General features: G+C 54.1%; 17 protein-coding genes and 1 pseudogene. 7 read left to right on the top strand and 11 right to left on the bottom strand.

Translation table 11 applies throughout. The features are described 5' to 3' along the window. Positions 1 to 127 precede the first annotated feature (127 nt). The 3 genes and pseudogenes from AC19YX_RS34745 to AC19YX_RS34735 form a co-directional block, all read right to left on the bottom strand. Positions 128 to 421, bottom strand: a pseudogene (locus AC19YX_RS34745) (cation diffusion facilitator family transporter); the annotation flags it as partial. A gap of 158 nt (positions 422 to 579) precedes the next feature. Further along, a complete protein-coding gene (locus tag AC19YX_RS34740) occupies positions 580 to 936 on the bottom strand; it encodes a TFIIB-type zinc ribbon-containing protein (RefSeq protein WP_080896081.1) in 357 nt (118 codons plus the stop codon). 177 nt (positions 937 to 1,113) lie between these two features. Continuing rightward, positions 1,114 to 3,207, bottom strand: a complete 2,094-nt coding sequence (locus AC19YX_RS34735) for a heavy metal translocating P-type ATPase (protein WP_047297379.1) — start codon at positions 3,205 to 3,207, stop codon at positions 1,114 to 1,116. Here AC19YX_RS34735 and AC19YX_RS34730 point away from each other — a divergent pair. Further along, complete coding sequence (locus AC19YX_RS34730) at positions 3,149 to 3,673, top strand: hypothetical protein (protein WP_162184570.1); 525 nt, start codon at positions 3,149 to 3,151, stop codon at positions 3,671 to 3,673. The two genes, AC19YX_RS34735 and AC19YX_RS34730, sit on opposite strands and share 59 nt — an antisense overlap. Positions 3,674 to 3,754: 81 nt before the next feature. Here the strand turns inward: AC19YX_RS34730 and AC19YX_RS34725 are convergent, their stop codons facing one another. Both AC19YX_RS34725 and AC19YX_RS34720 read right to left on the bottom strand, forming a co-directional pair. After that, on the bottom strand, positions 3,755 to 4,399 hold the full coding sequence (locus AC19YX_RS34725; protein WP_042561909.1) for a DsbA family protein: 645 nt from the start codon (positions 4,397 to 4,399) through the stop codon (positions 3,755 to 3,757). Continuing rightward, positions 4,396 to 4,836, bottom strand: coding sequence for a disulfide bond formation protein B (locus AC19YX_RS34720; protein ID WP_047297380.1), 441 nt, complete (start codon positions 4,834 to 4,836; stop codon positions 4,396 to 4,398). Before AC19YX_RS34720 ends, AC19YX_RS34725 begins: the two co-directional genes overlap by 4 nt. Positions 4,837 to 4,931: 95 nt before the next feature. Between AC19YX_RS34720 and AC19YX_RS34715 the strand changes: the two genes are divergently transcribed. Further along, on the top strand, positions 4,932 to 5,339 hold the full coding sequence (locus tag AC19YX_RS34715; RefSeq protein ID WP_042562261.1) for a MerR family transcriptional regulator: 408 nt from the start codon (positions 4,932 to 4,934) through the stop codon (positions 5,337 to 5,339). A 288-nt stretch (positions 5,340 to 5,627) separates the two neighbouring features. On the opposite strand, the gene AC19YX_RS34710 is transcribed toward AC19YX_RS34715, so the two are convergent. Next, a complete protein-coding gene (locus AC19YX_RS34710; protein WP_080963325.1) occupies positions 5,628 to 6,260 on the bottom strand; it encodes an antitoxin Xre/MbcA/ParS toxin-binding domain-containing protein in 633 nt (210 codons plus the stop codon). Between the two features lie 294 nt (positions 6,261 to 6,554). Between AC19YX_RS34710 and tnpA the strand changes: the two genes are divergently transcribed. The 3 genes from tnpA (at position 6,555) to tnpC (ending at position 8,807) form a co-directional block, all read left to right on the top strand. Then, the gene (gene tnpA, locus AC19YX_RS34705; protein WP_108184288.1) at positions 6,555 to 6,887 is read left to right on the top strand and encodes an IS66-like element accessory protein TnpA; all 333 of its coding nucleotides are present in this window, start codon (positions 6,555 to 6,557) and stop codon (positions 6,885 to 6,887) included. Beyond that, positions 6,884 to 7,219, top strand: a complete 336-nt coding sequence (gene tnpB, locus AC19YX_RS34700; protein WP_042561913.1) for an IS66 family insertion sequence element accessory protein TnpB — start codon at positions 6,884 to 6,886, stop codon at positions 7,217 to 7,219. The genes tnpA and tnpB overlap by 4 nt, the downstream gene beginning before the upstream one ends. A gap of 61 nt (positions 7,220 to 7,280) precedes the next feature. Further along, entirely contained in the window at positions 7,281 to 8,807 is a 1,527-nt protein-coding gene (tnpC, locus tag AC19YX_RS34695) for an IS66 family transposase (protein WP_047297381.1), read from the top strand. Between the two features lie 25 nt (positions 8,808 to 8,832). On the opposite strand, the gene AC19YX_RS34690 is transcribed toward tnpC, so the two are convergent. Then, entirely contained in the window at positions 8,833 to 9,795 is a 963-nt protein-coding gene (locus tag AC19YX_RS34690) for an arsenic resistance protein (RefSeq protein ID WP_108184780.1), read from the bottom strand. A 91-nt stretch (positions 9,796 to 9,886) separates the two neighbouring features. Between AC19YX_RS34690 and AC19YX_RS34685 the strand changes: the two genes are divergently transcribed. Both AC19YX_RS34685 and AC19YX_RS34680 read left to right on the top strand, forming a co-directional pair. Further along, positions 9,887 to 10,321: a MerR family transcriptional regulator gene (locus AC19YX_RS34685; RefSeq protein ID WP_080896083.1), complete on the top strand. Its 435-nt coding sequence runs from the start codon at positions 9,887 to 9,889 to the stop codon at positions 10,319 to 10,321. Between the two features lie 170 nt (positions 10,322 to 10,491). Then, complete coding sequence (locus tag AC19YX_RS34680) at positions 10,492 to 11,040, top strand: 3'-5' exonuclease (protein WP_010565120.1); 549 nt, start codon at positions 10,492 to 10,494, stop codon at positions 11,038 to 11,040. A gap of 26 nt (positions 11,041 to 11,066) precedes the next feature. On the opposite strand, the gene AC19YX_RS34675 is transcribed toward AC19YX_RS34680, so the two are convergent. Genes AC19YX_RS34675 through AC19YX_RS34660 form a run of 4 tightly spaced genes read right to left on the bottom strand, consistent with a single transcriptional unit; the run spans position 11,067 to position 15,731 of the window. Beyond that, positions 11,067 to 11,549: a Mov34/MPN/PAD-1 family protein gene (locus tag AC19YX_RS34675; RefSeq protein ID WP_042556859.1), complete on the bottom strand. Its 483-nt coding sequence runs from the start codon at positions 11,547 to 11,549 to the stop codon at positions 11,067 to 11,069. Further along, positions 11,546 to 13,330, bottom strand: coding sequence for a ThiF family adenylyltransferase (locus AC19YX_RS34670; protein ID WP_047297383.1), 1,785 nt, complete (start codon positions 13,328 to 13,330; stop codon positions 11,546 to 11,548). Before AC19YX_RS34670 ends, AC19YX_RS34675 begins: the two co-directional genes overlap by 4 nt. Continuing rightward, positions 13,314 to 14,564: a nucleotidyltransferase domain-containing protein gene (locus tag AC19YX_RS34665; RefSeq protein WP_047297384.1), complete on the bottom strand. Its 1,251-nt coding sequence runs from the start codon at positions 14,562 to 14,564 to the stop codon at positions 13,314 to 13,316. The genes AC19YX_RS34670 and AC19YX_RS34665 overlap by 17 nt, the downstream gene beginning before the upstream one ends. Further along, positions 14,565 to 15,731, bottom strand: a complete 1,167-nt coding sequence (locus tag AC19YX_RS34660) for an SAVED domain-containing protein (protein WP_042556862.1) — start codon at positions 15,729 to 15,731, stop codon at positions 14,565 to 14,567. It lies immediately after the preceding gene. Positions 15,732 to 15,942: the final 211 nt, after the last annotated feature.

The raw sequence follows: 15,942 nt of genomic DNA, 5'->3' as shown, positions 1-15,942 counted from the left end.
GCGCTGACTAAGACCTTGATATTGCCCGACCTGGATCGTGGCGCGTTCTTCGACGCTGAGTTCTGTATAGGACATGGCGGCACCTTACCGGAGGGTGAGGTGTTGCACTCAGTTTTTGCGGCCGCCCGACTAAAAACAACAAGACAGCATTGAATGTGGCTGCAAGTATTTCGAATCGTGCATACCCGAACGTGCGCTTCCTGTCAGCAGAGCGTTTGGCAATATGAATAGCCAGCAAGGATATTGCCAAAGCCACAACGTCTGTCAGCATATGCGCAGCATCCGACAGTAAGGCTAGGCTGCCCGTGACAAAGGCTCCGATGACCTCAGCAATCATAAAACTTGTCGTCAGGGCGAGTGCGATCCATAACATCTTTTCATGACCCGCACGTACTTGACCGTGACTGTGCCCTGAACTCATGATTTTTCCCCAAATGTAGCCTAATGAAGATCCAACGAGTGGACTGTAGAATATAAAGACCTACTAGCACCCAAACCGTTCCATATCATCAAACCAATCATTCAAAGGTGGATACTGGTTTGATGTAGTATTCAGATCATAAGCGAGAAATCGCCATCTTAATCAAATAGTTCCTGCAAAAACGATTTTTTGCGACTCGGTTGTCCCTGATGCCCACTTTGACTTTGATGGCCACCTTCTTTCCATCCACCGCTGTGGCTCCCTCGATCTCCATGACCATGCTTATTCCCGTACTGGTTGTAACCAGGTTGTTCTGCTGGCGTCGAACTTTGGACAGGTGATGTGAGGTTCTGTGGAAGCAATCTAACGGTCTCTTGTCGCTGACTACGCTCAATAATCTTGTCGAGTTCACCTCGGTCAAGCCAGACACCGCGGCATTGCGGGCAATAGTCAATTTCTATGCTCTGGCGCTCAGTCATTACTAAAGCTATATCTTTGCAGATAGGACATTGCATATTTAATTCCTTATGTGAGTAATCAATTTTGACAATGTAGCTTTCGAATCAATACCGCAATAGTTGTGGTCCATTGAATACCACAAGCGGGCTCGTCCCCATATCGGCGAAAAGAGCCATCCACAAAGTTGCTTGGCCGGGCGAAGACGCTTTTATCTTTCATCCTCACCTCGCGATCTACTTCTTTAGCAATCGAAGTCCATTGAGCACGACAAGTATGCTCACTCCAACGTCTGCAAAAACAGCCATCCACATGGTGGCCAAACCCATGAGGGTGAACACAAGGAAAATGGCCTTAATACCTAAGGCGAACAAAATGTTTTGCTTAAGAATCACAGCTGTCTCGCGTGACAGGCGGACGAAGGCCGGAATCTTGCGCAGATCATCATCCATTAAAGCAACGTCAGCCGTTTCAATAGCGGTTCCCGTGCCAGCCGCGGCCATGGCGAATCCGATCTGAGACTTGGCCAATGCAGGTGCATCGTTTATCCCATCACCGACCATCCCCACCACGTGCTTACGGCCCTTCAATTGATCAATTACTGAAAGCTTGTCGCTGGGCAACAAGTTTCCCCGCGCCTCATCTATCCCAACTCGTTTGGCAATCGCATCAGCCGTGTACGAATTGTCGCCTGTAAGCATCATGGTCTTGATACCCAATGCATGCAGCTCCTTGATCGCTGTCTGGCTTGAGTCCTTTACGGTATCGGCTACAGCAAACAACGCAAAAACCTGACTGGCGCTGGTCAAGGCTACGACTGTTTTGCCTTGGCGCTCCAGGCTAGTCAGAGATTCGTCCAACTGCGAAGTACCGAGCCCCAACTCCTGGATCAGTCGGTGATTGCCCAGGTAGAAGAGCTGGCCTTCAATCATCCCCTTTACCCCGCGACCGGGAAGGGCCTCAAAACTCTCCACTTGCAGGAACGTTGATGCGTCCGAGCCTTCGTACTTGGCAATTGCCTGTGATACGGGGTGATCCGAGCGTGCACTGAGGCTGGCGGCAACAATCTGAGGATGTACCTCTGAGTCTTCGGCTACCGGAATGTAGTCTGTCTGAACCGGTTTCCCATGGGTAATGGTGCCGGTTTTATCGAGCGCGACGAAACTCAGCTTGGCGCCTATTTCCAGGTAGATGCCGCCTTTAACCAAAATGCCTTTGCGAGCCGCTGCCGCCAGACCACTGACGATGGACACCGGAGTGGAAATGACCAGCGCACAAGGGCAAGCAACCACCAGAAGCACCAGTGCACGATAGATCCAGTCAGTCCACAATCCGCCCATAAACAGTGGTGGGAATACCGCAATCGCGACGGCGAAAAAGAACACCCCTGGCGTATAAATTTTGGCAAACTTATCAACGAACCGCTGGGTTGGAGCTCGCGAACTTTGGGCTTCTTCAACCGCGTGAATGATTCGAGCAAGGGTCGTATTGTTGGCCTCAGCTGTCACTCGATACTCGAAGGAGCCGGATTCGTTAATGGAGCCGGCATAGACAGGATCATCGACATCTTTTTCGATGGGCAAGCTCTCGCCCGTGATGGGCGCTTGGTTAACAGTAGAGTTACCAGAAGAGACTTTACCATCCAGGCCAATTCGTTCGCCGGGGCGGACACGAACCAAGGCCCCAATCTCGACCGTTTTTACATCGACTTCCAGCCAACTACCGTTGGGTTGGCGCACGGTAGCTCGTTCAGGGGTCAAGTCCATCAGCCCCTTGATCGCATTGCGCGCACGATCCAGCGATTTCGCTTCGACCATTTCCGCAACGGTGAAGAGAAACATGACCATCGCGGCTTCTGGCCACTGTCCGATCAACACCGCTCCGGTAACCGCGATGCTCATCAGCGCGTTGATGTTCAGGTTGAGGTGTTTGATCGAGATCAAACCCTTCTTGTAGGTCGTAGGCCCGCAGAGCACGATGGCGAACAAGGCTATGACCGCTATCACCCATTCAGGCGCGGAGTTAGTGAAGTGCAGGACTTCAGCACCCACGGCAGCGACACCGGAAAGCGCTAATGGCCACCATGTGCTCTTAGGTGATTCCGCCTGGGGAAGGACTTCTGGCGTATCTGCGCTGGTTGCATTGCCATTAGCCCTCAAAGGTTCGGCGTGCATGCCCAGCGATAGCACTGCTGCCTCGATACCCAAGGTGTCGGGTAGCTCGTGCCAGACAGCCATCGTGCGGTTCATCATGTTGAACTCGAGCTTTTGAATGCCGCTCATCTTCGCGAGCTTGTCCTCGATCATGGTCTGCTCGGAAGGACAGCACATCTGCCCAATCCTGAAACTGCTGAAACGAGTCGCTTCGTCGGTATTGGTGGGAGACACGTTTTCGATGCCGACTTTGGGACTACCCGCAGCAGATGGTGGGCAGCAAGCATCGATAAAAAGGTCATTATCAACCGTAGCAGCAGGCTGGCTCGGCTCGGCAAGGCTGTACAGGGCAGATGGCGGTGCTACGACAGCGCAGTTCGATTTACTGATATCGGAGCCGGGGGAGCAGCAACCCGCGCCCTTTACTGAAGAAGGCGCTGAGCTGACGTCCAAAGTTTTCGCGGAGCAGCAACTACTGTTGGACTGTGCTGTAGTTGTATTACACATAGTCGCGGCAGGTGCACAGCAGCCGGTCGGTGCTGCCGGGTCAAATACCTCAACGGCGGCGTCACTTTTCGGTGTTTGTTCATCACCGCAACAGCTTTTCATAAAGGCACTCTCCACAATTTATTGTGAAGAGTGAACACCCTATAGCCACTATAAGGTCAAGCGGATTGTCGAGCCCGGTGAGCTTTTTTCATTCCGCATTCCGCACGCGCCCTTATTAACGAGCTTGGTTGATTTCGCTCCAAATCAGATCGTAGAGCTGTTGAGCGCCGAAGTTAGTCAGGGGTTTACCGTTAACGAAAAATGTCGGTGTTCCCTTCACACCTACAGTTTTGGCATCAGCGGCATCTCTTTCTATCGTGGCGGTGATCTCCGGCGACATCATGTCCTCACGAGCCTTAGCCACGTCCAAGCCCGCTTGGGCCGCTACGTCCCAAGCTGCTGATGCTTTCGCATCGTCATGCCACTGCGGTTGAGCAGCGAGGACAGCTTCAAGTACCGGCACAAAAACACCCTGCTTACGTGAAGCCTCGAGCAGACGTATGGCTTCTTCAGACCCTACGTGAAGCTTCACATAGCGCAGCACTAAGCGAACATCGCCTGGGTGTTGTGACATCATCTTTTTGACGATGGGGTAGAAGGCACGGCAGCTTTCACAAGATGGATCGAAGAATTCTACGATTGTCACCGGGGCGTCGGCAGGGCCGAAGCTTGGTGAGTTAAACCGCACTAGCGCGCTGGTTTGCGGTACAGGTGCTGTAGCCTGGGGCACAGTGGCAGCACGATTGTAGAAAAATGCTGCGACGGCAAAGCCTACGATGGCTAGCACGCTGATGGAGAGGACGACGGCGCGTCTGCTCATACGGTAAATCTCCGACGGATAAGAACGAGAAAAATGATCAGCAGGCTGAACGCGCCCAGCGATAAAAGTGGCAGCGGAACACCACTGAGGATGGTCATGTCGGCACCGGAGCAGGAAGGGCCGGCCCCGCAAGGTTTGATGCTTTCAGGAATCAGTCCGAAATAAAGCAGGTTGTGATACAGAGCGATGAGCCAACCCATGACTGCTAATGGCAGTGCATAGCGCCAAACACCGGTGTCCGATAAACAGCAGGCGACGCCCAATACCAGGACGAGTGGAAACATGAAGGCTCGTTGAAACCAACAGAGCACACAGGGCAGTTGCCCCATGACTTCACCAACGAATAGCACGGCGATTGTTGATACCAGAGCAAGCAACCAGGCACAGAGCAACAGCGCCCAAGCTCCGGATTGATGTTGTTTTAAGGGGGCTTCCATAGGATTCAGTCCACTTTTCTATTGAGCGCACGCAGATTTGCTTATCGCCTAAGGCGCGTAGAATGAAGATTCTAGCAACTATAAGGTCAAGCGAAATGAGTTCGACCAAATACACAGTCGGTGATCTGGCGAAGGCGACTGATACCAAAGCGGTGACCATCCGCTATTACGAGCAGGTCGGCCTCCTGCCTTCTGCAGGGCGTTCAGCATCAGGCTATCGCTTCTACACCGACGAGGAGCGCGACCGTCTATTGTTCATCCGACGTAGCCGCACACTGGGCTTCAGCCTTGACGATGTTCGAGAGTTGCTGGGCTTTGCGGATAACCGCGACGCTTCCTGCGCCAGGGTGGACGCAAAAATCGAGGGGCAGTTAGAGCAGGTTCGAATGCGCATCCGAGACCTGCAAGGCTTGGAGGTGGAGTTGGAGCGTTTGATTGCTTGTTGCGAGGGCGGCGTGATCGAGCAGTGCCGTATTATCGAGTCGATGTCCAATCCCCGTTAAGGATGCTAACCGGCCACCCCACAATTTTGGCGGGAGTCCTGTTGAATGAACTGATCATTTATATCGACTATGTGGTGGTTTCGACTCCGTCTTGGCGGTATCAAGAGTCGCAGGTGCAATGACGTAACGCACGCCGTTGAGGGATGAACCAACGCTTGGGCTTTGATGCCTATACCGGCTAGAGCGTTTGCGTTGATCATAGTGATTGACTCTCAGATTCAGTGATAGTCATAGAAGTGGGCATGCTGCTGCCCGTTATTTCCGTCCACACTGTTAACTGTGGCAGGATTAAAATGACATGCCTTCAGACACCTGAATCAGCATTTCTTCAACTAGATGTGTGCCGTGAGACGTAGTGACCATTGCCAGTGGGCTTTTTCCCAAAAAACGGGCTTTGGGTTTGGAAAGCCATTGTTTGGCCTTCCCTTCGTCCCCGAACATGATCTCGGCCATGGCGGTAATGTGTGCGAACCGGAACAGGCGATCGCTCTCATCCGACGTTAAAAGCTGATCGCTTGCCAATTTTGTTTTGAGCGTTTTGGGGTGAATGATTATGTCGCGTTCTTGCGGATTTACGGTGCCATCAGCACAAAGCGATGAAATCAGGCCGGCCGAAAAGCCAGCTACTATCATGTCGTGAATGTCTTGATCCGAAGCGTTGGAAGGGATATGGAGATACGCAGCCAACCGCTTGCGGTAAGCATGATAGGCATCCTCACGCAGGACTCCAGCAAACATCGGCCGTACTGATATTGCACTGTTCATGGGCGTCAGCACTAATGTGCCATTCGCTATCGTTAGCTCTAAATGATCACCAACACCTAACCCCATTTGGTCAAGCAACTCTGGAGGTAGGTCAATGATGATGTCGCCAGTACCGTCCTCAGTATTCTGGCACTTGACTATCCAATGCTCGCTCATGATTGTCCGGCCCTCATCCGCGACTAGAGAATGACACACATCATTATGCTCGGGCGCAGAGCTGACCAAAGGAACGTGCACTCCTCCAGTAGACATGCACTGCCGCTGCTCGAACGCCGGATAGCGAGTGCAACAGCAAAAAATGGGGCAATGGCTTTGCCGCCTTTCCACCGTCACATGGTTACGAGCTTGGTAACCGTCCGGCCAAGTCATCTACCCAGCCCTGCAAAGCGAAGACATGGTGTGCACTTAAATTAAGTGGACACCAGTTCTAGCCTTTTAAGCGGGTATTTCATGCAGCCAACACGCCGTTCCTATTCCAAATCCTTTAAAGCCCAGATCATTCAAGAGTGCGCCCAACCAGGCGCTTCGGTTGCCAGCGTCGCGCTCGGTCATAGCCTCAACGCAAACCTCGTCCACAAATGGATTCGGCTGCAAGCGCAGAAAATCCCGGCGCCGCCACCTGCATTTATTCCGTTAGCCATGCCGCTGGCCGGGGCGAACTCCCATCCAGCATCATCGAATATCTGCGTTGAAATACAGCACCCGCGCGGCATCATCAAAGTGAACTGGCCCACTGAAAGTGCTGCCGCCTGCGCGGCTTTTCTTCGAGATATTCTGCGATGATTCGCATCGACTCTATCTGGCTCGCCACCGAACCGATGGACATGCGCGCAGGCACCGAAACGGCGCTAGCCAAGGTGATCGCGGTGTTCGGTGCGGCGCAGCCGCACTGCGCTTATCTGTTCGCCAACCGTCGCGCCAATCGCATGAAAGTGCTGGTGCATGACGGCTTCGGAATATGGCTGGCGGCGCGCCGGTTAAACCAAGGCAAGTTCCACTGGCCTGGCATTCGCCATGGTTCTGAGATGGAACTGGATGCCGAGCAACTTCAAGCATTGGTGCTGGGGCTGCCATGGCAACGCGCAGGTTCTGGAGGCTCGATCATACTGCTTTAACGGCTGCCATTAGCCTATCGGTCTATCGTCGCGAAACGCCTGCTCTGGCAAAGTCCGGCGTATGACTTCTTCGCCCAATCTCGACCAACTGTCTCCCACTCAACTGCGCGTCCTCGCAGCGCAGTTGCTCTCGCAAGTCGACACTATGGGCAAGAAAATCAACCGTGATCAAACAGTCATTGAGAAAGTGACCCATGAGATCGCCCAGCTCAAGCGTTTGAAGTTTGCCAAGCGCAGCGAGCAGATGAATCCTGAACAGGCCAGCCTGCTAGATGACCTGATCGATACTGATATCGCGGCGATTGAGGCCGAGCTTCAGGCGTTGCAAATAGCACCAACGGCGACCGAGGAAAAGCAAAAGCCCAAGCGCACGGCATTGCCGGCAGAATTTCCGCGAACGTTGATCCATCACGAACCGGACAACACTCACTGCCCATGCGGCTGCGCCCTCAAGCGCATAGGTGAGGACGTTAGCGAGAAGCTGGACTACACGCCCGGCGTGTTCACCGTCGAGCGCCATGTCCGTGGCAAGTGGGTCTGCGATAACTGCGAAACGCTGATCCAGGCACCGGTTCCGGCGCAGGTCATTGATAAGGGCATCCCGACTTCGGGCCTGCTCGCACAGGTCATGATCGCCAAGTTTGCTGACCATCTGCCGCTTTACCGTCAGGAATCGATCTTCGGTCGAGCGGGCCTGGCGATTCCACGTTCAACCTTGGCTCAATGGGTTGGCGTGACCGGAGTTCAGTTGCAGCCGCTGGTCGATGCGCTGCGCGAAGTAGTGCTTGGGCAACAAGTCATCCACGCAGATGAAACACCGGTGCAGATGCTCATGCCGGGAACAAAGAAAACCCATCGCTCCTATGTGTGGGCCTACGCTACCAGCCAGTTCTCGGATGTGGCAGCGGTGGTTTATGACTTCAGCTCCAGTCGCGCCGGAGAGCATGCTCGCAACTTCCTTCAGGACTGGAAGGGCAAGTTGGTCTGCGACGATTTTGGCGGCTACAAGGCCAGCTTTGAACTCGGCGTGACAGAGATCGGCTGCATGGCCCATACACGGCGCAAGTTCTTCGAACTGCACGCTACGAATAAAAGCACGCTCGCCGAGCAAGCCCTGCGCTATATCCAGTTGTTGTACGAAATCGAAAGAGAAGTCAGAGACCTGGAGCCGGATTTACGGCGCCGAATACGGCAAGAAAAAGCCGTACCGGTGATGGATAGGCTGCATGCCTGGATGATCGCGCAGCGTGATCTTGTGCCCGAAGGTTCGGCCATCAGCAGAGCACTCGATTACAGCCTTAAACGCTGGGCAGCGCTGTCGCGCTACCTCGATGACGGGGCGGTTCCCATTGATAATAATTGGGCGGAGAACCAGATCCGGCCATGGGCTCTTGGGCGCAAGAACTGGCTCTTCGCCGGGTCGCTACGCAGCGGAAAACGGGCTGCGGCGATCATGAGCTTGATCCAGTCAGCACGGCTGAATGGCCATGATCCGTACGCCTATCTAAAGGATGTTCTCATGCGCCTGCCGACGCAGCGCGCGAGTGAGATTAACAAGCTGCTGCCGCACATGTGGGCGCCTGTTTAATCGCGCAGGGTGTCTGCCCTGGCATCTACATTTTGCGCCACACCAAAGCAGGAATTGCTCGGATGTAAATTAGTTCGCTGACCAACTCAATCAGCGTTTGAGTAATGACTGCTGCCGCAGCGAGCCCTCTGATTTCCTCGGGCAAGGCCAATGCCAATGGCAGAACCACTAATGAGTTTCGTGTCGAACTGCTGAAAGCGACTGATCTTGCCGTGCTGGCCGGTAACTTAAACGCCCGAGCCACCAGCGCACCTACCACCGGTGCCAAGAGCGTGAAACCAATGTAGGCGGGAATAACAGGCAGCAGCTTGTCGATGTCTCTGACCACCGTTGAAATCTGAGCGCCGATCACTACGACCAATACAGCCGCCATAGCCGGTACAGGCATCCAGGCCCATGCGTTGTTCCAGCTTTCAACGATGCGTGATCTCTTTGCCCCGGCAGCTGTTGCTACCGCTAAGACCAAAGGCAAAGCGATCAGCATCACAAAGGCCTCAACAAATGGGCCTATAGAAATGACCACTGTTGAGTCGTTACCCAGCATGAAGGTCAGGTACACCGGCAGCAGCACAAGCTGCATCAAAAGAAGCAATGGGGTGGCCGCCAGAGTGAGTTTGGAGTCGCCTTTACCGATATGGGTAAAAACCACCACATAGTCGATACAAGGCGTCAGCAAGACCAACAGGGCACCCACCAAAATCGCCGGGTGATTGGTTATCCCCATCGTCAATGCCCAAACCAGCAAGGGGATGGCCACGAAGTTGGCTGTGAGCAGCGCTGCCATGAAACGCTTATTTGCGAGGCCATTACGGAGATCCAAGAACGGGATCTGTAGAAACATGGCGTACATCAGCACTGCGATGGTGGGTGTCACCGTCGACCCTAATGCTTCAGACGCATTGGGGGCGAGCAGGCCTCCGAGGGCCGCGACAATGACCGCGACGAAGTAAATGGGAATCTGGTTAGTCTCTAGCTGTTCTCTGTCCACAAAATGCCCTTCAAGCGCGTGAAATTATTTTCTGAAGACAGGTTAATATCTGTAGCTGCTACAGGTTCAAGAAAATGCTTGGGGAGTTTGCATGTCAGGAATCGGGGCGCTGTCGAAATCAACGGGTTGCCACATTGAAACGATTCGCTACTACGAGAAAATAGGCCTTTTACCTCCCGCCCTGCGGTCGACTGGGCGGCATCGAATCTATACTGAAAAGCATCGATCAAGACTCGTCTTCATCCGGCAGAATCGTGAATTGGGTTTCCCGCTCGAAGATATCCGAGAACTCATCGCGCTCGCAGCAGATGCTGATCGTCCGTGCGCTGACGCGCTTTCGGTGGTCAAGAAGCACCTAGCGGAAGTAGAGTCGAAGGTAGCAAAGCTTCAGCAAATCCGGGTAGAGCTGCTCTCAATGGCAGGTATGTGTGAGTCAACATGCCTAGGTTTGAACACTCCAGACTGCACGATTGTTGAGTCACTTTTTGAACCTGCTGCTGGGGTTCGCTCTGGTTGCTGCTCCTAGACGAGTCAAGAGCATAGGGGGAGCAAGCTGCCATCGAAACCGAATAGCGCGATAGCCTCGACAGGGTGTTTCGAGCGTCCGTCTACACCAAACGGGCTGGTACAAGATGTGTTCGGCAGACGCTTACCGAGCTTGAGCGTGATCTGGCAACTACACGAAAAGGATATGACATGAACCCTGATGAGCTTTATGTTTCCGTCGACGTCGAGACTTCTGGACCTATACCAGGCGAATACAGCCTGCTTTCCATTGGAGCTTGCCTTGTAGATCAACCTGCCACGTCCATCTATCTTGAACTACGACCTGACAGTCCAAAACACGACCCAGAAGCACTGGCAGTATCGGGGCTGAGTCTGGAGAAGCTGGAGCGCGAAGGACTCACTCCGCAACAGGCGATGCTGACATTTGGTGAATGGCTGAAATCATCCTGCCAAACGGGGCAGAAGGTCATTTTCGTAGGACTCAATGCACCGTTTGACTGGTCATTCGTCAACTACTACTTCCACAAATACTTGGAAACCAACCCCTTTGGTTTTACCGCTATCGACATGAAGGCCTACTTCATGGGAGCTGTAGGTTGCAGCTGGCAGGAAACAAAATCATCCAAGATGACCGCTGCGCTGAAGCCACTCAGCGAACCGAACCATAACGCATTGGATGATGCTCGCTTTCAGGCAGAGCTCTTCGCGCTAATGCTGGCGGGTAAGGGTAACCGCTGACGCCTCCCATGGCACTGACTTGAAGCTTATCTAAGCCAAGTTGCTTCAACATATCTGCCGCCCCTGAACGACCAAGCCTTGATGCCTTCTGGTTTTTCGGACTTGCCAACGATAACGGCTATTGGGTGCGGTAGATCCTGCGTGTAACGCGCAGCAAATCTGGAGAAACTTCCTATGTCTGCCGGAGAAATCACCGGAACAGATTGGGGATGCGTATGCCAATAGCCCACCAGACGTAACCCTTGTTCGTTGGCAGCTTGGATCTCCTGACGGCACCGCTCCGCATCCAACTCTAGCCAAGACCAGCCTGACCGATCGGCGCGATGAGGCAACGTGGCCAAGGCCAGCAGCAACCCTTTCGGATTAACCGGGTTGACGAATAACTGTCCCCCTCGCTCCACGCCAAAGAGGCCCTGCCGATGACTATCCAAGATGTCCGCGACAGCTTGCGACACCAATAGCTCGGAATCCACCTCCGCCCATCTCCAGCGCCAAGCGATATCCGTCATACCATTTCATCCTTATGTTCCGGCCATCCGCGCTCGAGTAGGAGTTGCTGCGCCCCCTCTGGAAGTTTGGGCCCATGGTATTGGCCTCCTAGGCTCGGCACATCTTCAGGCCTGTAGATACTGCTGACCCAAGATGCAGTGGTGATGTTGCAGGTCAATGCACGTAAAGCCGTGTGCGACACCATAGAGGCGATATTGGTCATCCCCAGCGATCCGCCTGGAATAAAGCTCTCCCCACAAGCGGGCAGTGGAACCACACCTCCTCCCGGCCACTCGGTAAACTTATGAAGAAAATCGCCGATGTCCGTGAATAAATGACGGCCATCAAAGGTACCGGCTGGTGCGAATAGCGCGTGGCCTACCTGGGTATACGGTTCGCTCCAGGCTTGTAAAAGTCCCCAAGAAACGCCGCTGGATTTGGCTCGCCATACAGTGACCTCCGACTGCCAGTCCGCTGTCGTAATCACCACAAGATCTGCGTTATCGAACACTTCTGGTTTGCTGCTCATAACTACTTCGGCGAAAGTCGAATAAGCGGTGCATTCTGTAGTCGGAAGATCTAACAGAATCTTGTCCCTCAACGCTGAGGCTTTCAGTCTCCCTAGGCTATCCGCTCCCAGAACGTGCCGCCCCAGATTGGCTGACACCAAAGTGTCAGGATCGATGAGGGTAAGGTGGCCGACACCGGATCGTGCCAATTGTATTGCCACCGCACTGCCTAATGAGCCAACGCCAACACAAACGACTCGAGCATTTTCAAGGTGCTGTGCAGTGCCACTTATATCGCGGGACAGAATGGACGCTCGATCAAGCACGTCCAGGGCAGTTGCGCGGACAAGTGCCGGAGGATGTGCATTTGCGATAGCTGGCCGCCGGCGCGCTGTACGCAAGCCGAATTTTGCCCCCCGCTCCTGCTGTACGCCGAGCGAGCGCACATTGAGACAATATGTTGGAGCACCTGCCCCTCCTGGAAGCTCCAGAACAATCCATCGACTCGCCAACGTTCCATGCAGCTCAAACCATGCCAGCAATTGCTCGGCATCGTCAGGTTGAAGGTGTGGCTTTAGCCACAGCAATAAATCTTCTGGATCCGGGGTGCGGATATCCGGATAAGTCTGAAGCTTGACGTAAAAACCGGGAGTTTCGGCCGCGCGAATGACAGCGGAGCGCCCGACAACCCGCCGGTAATGCCCTTTGAGTGCTGCTACATTCGATGCTAACCAAACCGTTTCCTGACCGGATGGCACAGCCCGGCGCGGATCGCTGAGCGCAAACAACTGCGAGGCAGTCTGAGGTCGATCCAACAGTAAGAGGTTCTGGAATGACTGACCGTGCTGAAACGACCAGTAGGTAGTGATCTCATTCTGAAATTCGATATCGCGCGTTGCCTGGCTTGATCCCATCTTGGACAACGAAACAATCTGGGCCAAGCGAGCAAGGCTGTCCTCTACCACGACCTCTGGGGAGCCCATGATGGGGCGTTCCTGAAAGCCATGAAGGCAAAGCCCCGACTTGGTGGCATGCGGCCAAACCAGCCATGGAGAGGGTTCGACGTTCAGCCGCAAGAGTCCACGGGGAAAGTTGGAGGGGAAACCAATACGCAGACGCCGCTCCTGCCCCGTGTAATCGATGGGCAAGGGGAAGTGAAAGCACGCCGCTTCGTCAGCCCGCATGGGTGCGAGCTGGAGCAATGCATCGGCTGCATCCTGACCTAGGGTATTTCGCAGCGCGGCGATTCCGCGCTGCAATGGCGTCTTAAGAGGATCAGCCAAGGCGTCCAACTGGCTTTACGCTCGACTGAGAGGTTCCGCCACCGCTGGCCCCTCCGAAGAGCGAACCCATCGAAGCAGAGTTTCGAGTAGTGCCATCCGGTCGGCCGGGCATAGTCCAATTCGCAGGGATCTCATTGTTCACTGCCGTAATGAATGCCGGTGCAATACCGAAATTCTTTTTCACTGCCTCGGCAAAGGAATCGTTGGATTCAAAACTTTCCAAACCCAATGAAACAGATGCACTGGCGTCCGCATGCCATTTGGCAAATGCTTGGCGATAGCCTTGCCCCTCGCCCGGTCGATTCCACTTCTCTGCAAAGTTTTCGCCGTTATCGGCAGGGTTGCAGACATAGCAGTCGCTACCTCTCTGCCCGATGTGCTGCGGCATCCTGCGAACGATTTCCAAAATTGCATCGAGCGGTGCCAGAGGCTTCGCCTGCGACTCCTTTACGACATCCAGGTATGCGTGCGTGGCCAGGGTGGTGATGACCGCAGATATTGGGCGAGTATCAGCGCTCCTTGTCTTAATGGCCCATTCATCGCGATGCCGCTTGAGCAGCTTAATGGTTGCACGCAGGGGATCTTGATCGATGTAATCCTGATAATGCGGCAAAGGATCTTGTGTCGCGGCATCAAGCATCCGCTGGCTTTTGGCAACTACCAAGCTTTCCAGAGAGATCTCTTGGGCAGAAGCAACCTGCAACCAATTCGAGTAAGGGATAGGGCTGCTTGCTTTCCACCCTGTGACCCGATCCGGAACCTCCAGCTTACCTTCGCCGTTTGCTTCGCCATTTCCGTTGATCGCGCGGGCAGGCGTGACATCGATGTGGAAACCTGGATTTTCGTCGGCATAAACGATCCGGATGCCACGACGTAATTGCTTAACTTCTTCTTGGACGCGGGAGCCTTCCCTAAAACGCTGCTCAATCGCTTCTAGAACTTCCTTCGCACTAGCGCCTTGAGCGTGAGGGAGCCAGATAATCGCGTCCGCATCAATGGTGTCCAGATCCGCAGGCGCGCCGGGGATTGGCTTGATGGTCGTTTTCAGCCGCATCGAGCCTTGCACAAAGATATGGGCCTCAGCGAGCAGCGGGTTGTCGGAAGCCGAGAGGATTTTTTCCAGTTGGGAGTAGCGGTCATTAATTTTTTCGTACTGCGCTTCCGACAGCGAGATTTCCCGCGCAGCGCGAAGCAGAAAATATTCCCAACTGCTGCGCTTGGTCTGTTCGTTGCTCAAAAGCATTTACCTAGCCTCCTGGGCCACCAAGCCCAATTGCAGTGTTTGCGTAAACCGATCTTGGTTTTCTTTGTCCCGATCGAAGATCAGGTATGTATGTTGATGCTGTGTTGTGAGCAACGCGCCAAACTCGATGGCCAATGCCGCAGGAATGGCGGCGAAGACGTGGATAGGGTCAGGAGTCAGAGCCTCAAGCTGGCTCAGTCGTATTTGAAGTGCGTCACGAAAGGCATGAATCACCCGACGGTTTTGTACCATCGCATAGCTTGGCTCTGGGATCGACAGCTCTGCAATACGTGCACCGGGCAGAGCTTCGGCCACGTCGCGAACTGGAACTTGCGCAGAAATGGAGAGCACAAGCGCCAGTGGCCCGTCGCCGTCGGGGGGAGGTGTAAACAAAAAAGCGGGCGGCTCAGCGGACTGATCTGGCCAGCGCAAAAGATGCTCGCGGTGAAAGGAGAAGATCAAGCGCTTGGAACGGTCGCCGATACTCTGGCCCAACATCATCAAAGCCGGAATGTCGGCCAAGCCGACTACTGCTAGCGCAGGCGAGTCGCCATAGGTGCCGCCGCGACGCTTGAGTTGCTGCTCCAGCTCATACTGGACGCTGTCTTTGACGTTCTGCCAATAGGTAGTGTCCCTGCCACGTGGTCCGGGCGCAGCGAAGGTGATTTTGATGCCTTGATCGAAGGCGGTTAATCCCTCGGCGGACATCGCAGTCAACAGATCGCGAACGGGGATATCGTTGATCGTCTGAAAATGCTGACTCTGGACGATGAGCGGAATGGCTCTGCCACCATCGGGGGTCGTTGCCGCGAGCCGGATGCGTTCCAGGTACGCTTGGTGTAAACCACTCAAATCATTTTCAGGATACCCATCTGCGTCACGATCAATTTTGTCATGACAACCTGGGCACAGGAGCATCAGATTAGCGGTATTGTTTGTGTGCGCCTCAGCATCATGATCCGCGCGTCCCCGAGGGCCTTTGGGACTGGCGGGCAGGATATGCGCCACTTCGCCCCATTTCATTGGCTTGCCGGCACGATAATCGAACGTCAGATCCGTGCCGCACAGTTCACAATGACCAGCGGTCTGTGTCCATACGATCCGCTTCGTCTCATCATTTGTGTTGAAGCGCCCGCTTGCGGGTTTAGCGTCTTCTTGTTCTGCCATTCCGACCTACCCCAGAGAAACATCCATGATTGAAAACGATGATGGCAAGATAAGATCATATTAAGGTCATTCGCCTCGATTTCAAGAGTGATCTGAGGGTGACGAATGCTGAGTCGGCTTTGAGCAGGATGCTGTTTGTGGCTCATCGAAACACAGTAGGGCAGCGTTCGTTTTTCTGGCAAGTGCTGGTGGGTAACGGCACTGACCACAG

Source organism: Pseudomonas sp. MF09150 (genome assembly GCF_059862355.1).
Note: the sequence above shows the minus strand (reverse complement) of the source record. Positions and strands in the feature narration are given on the sequence as shown.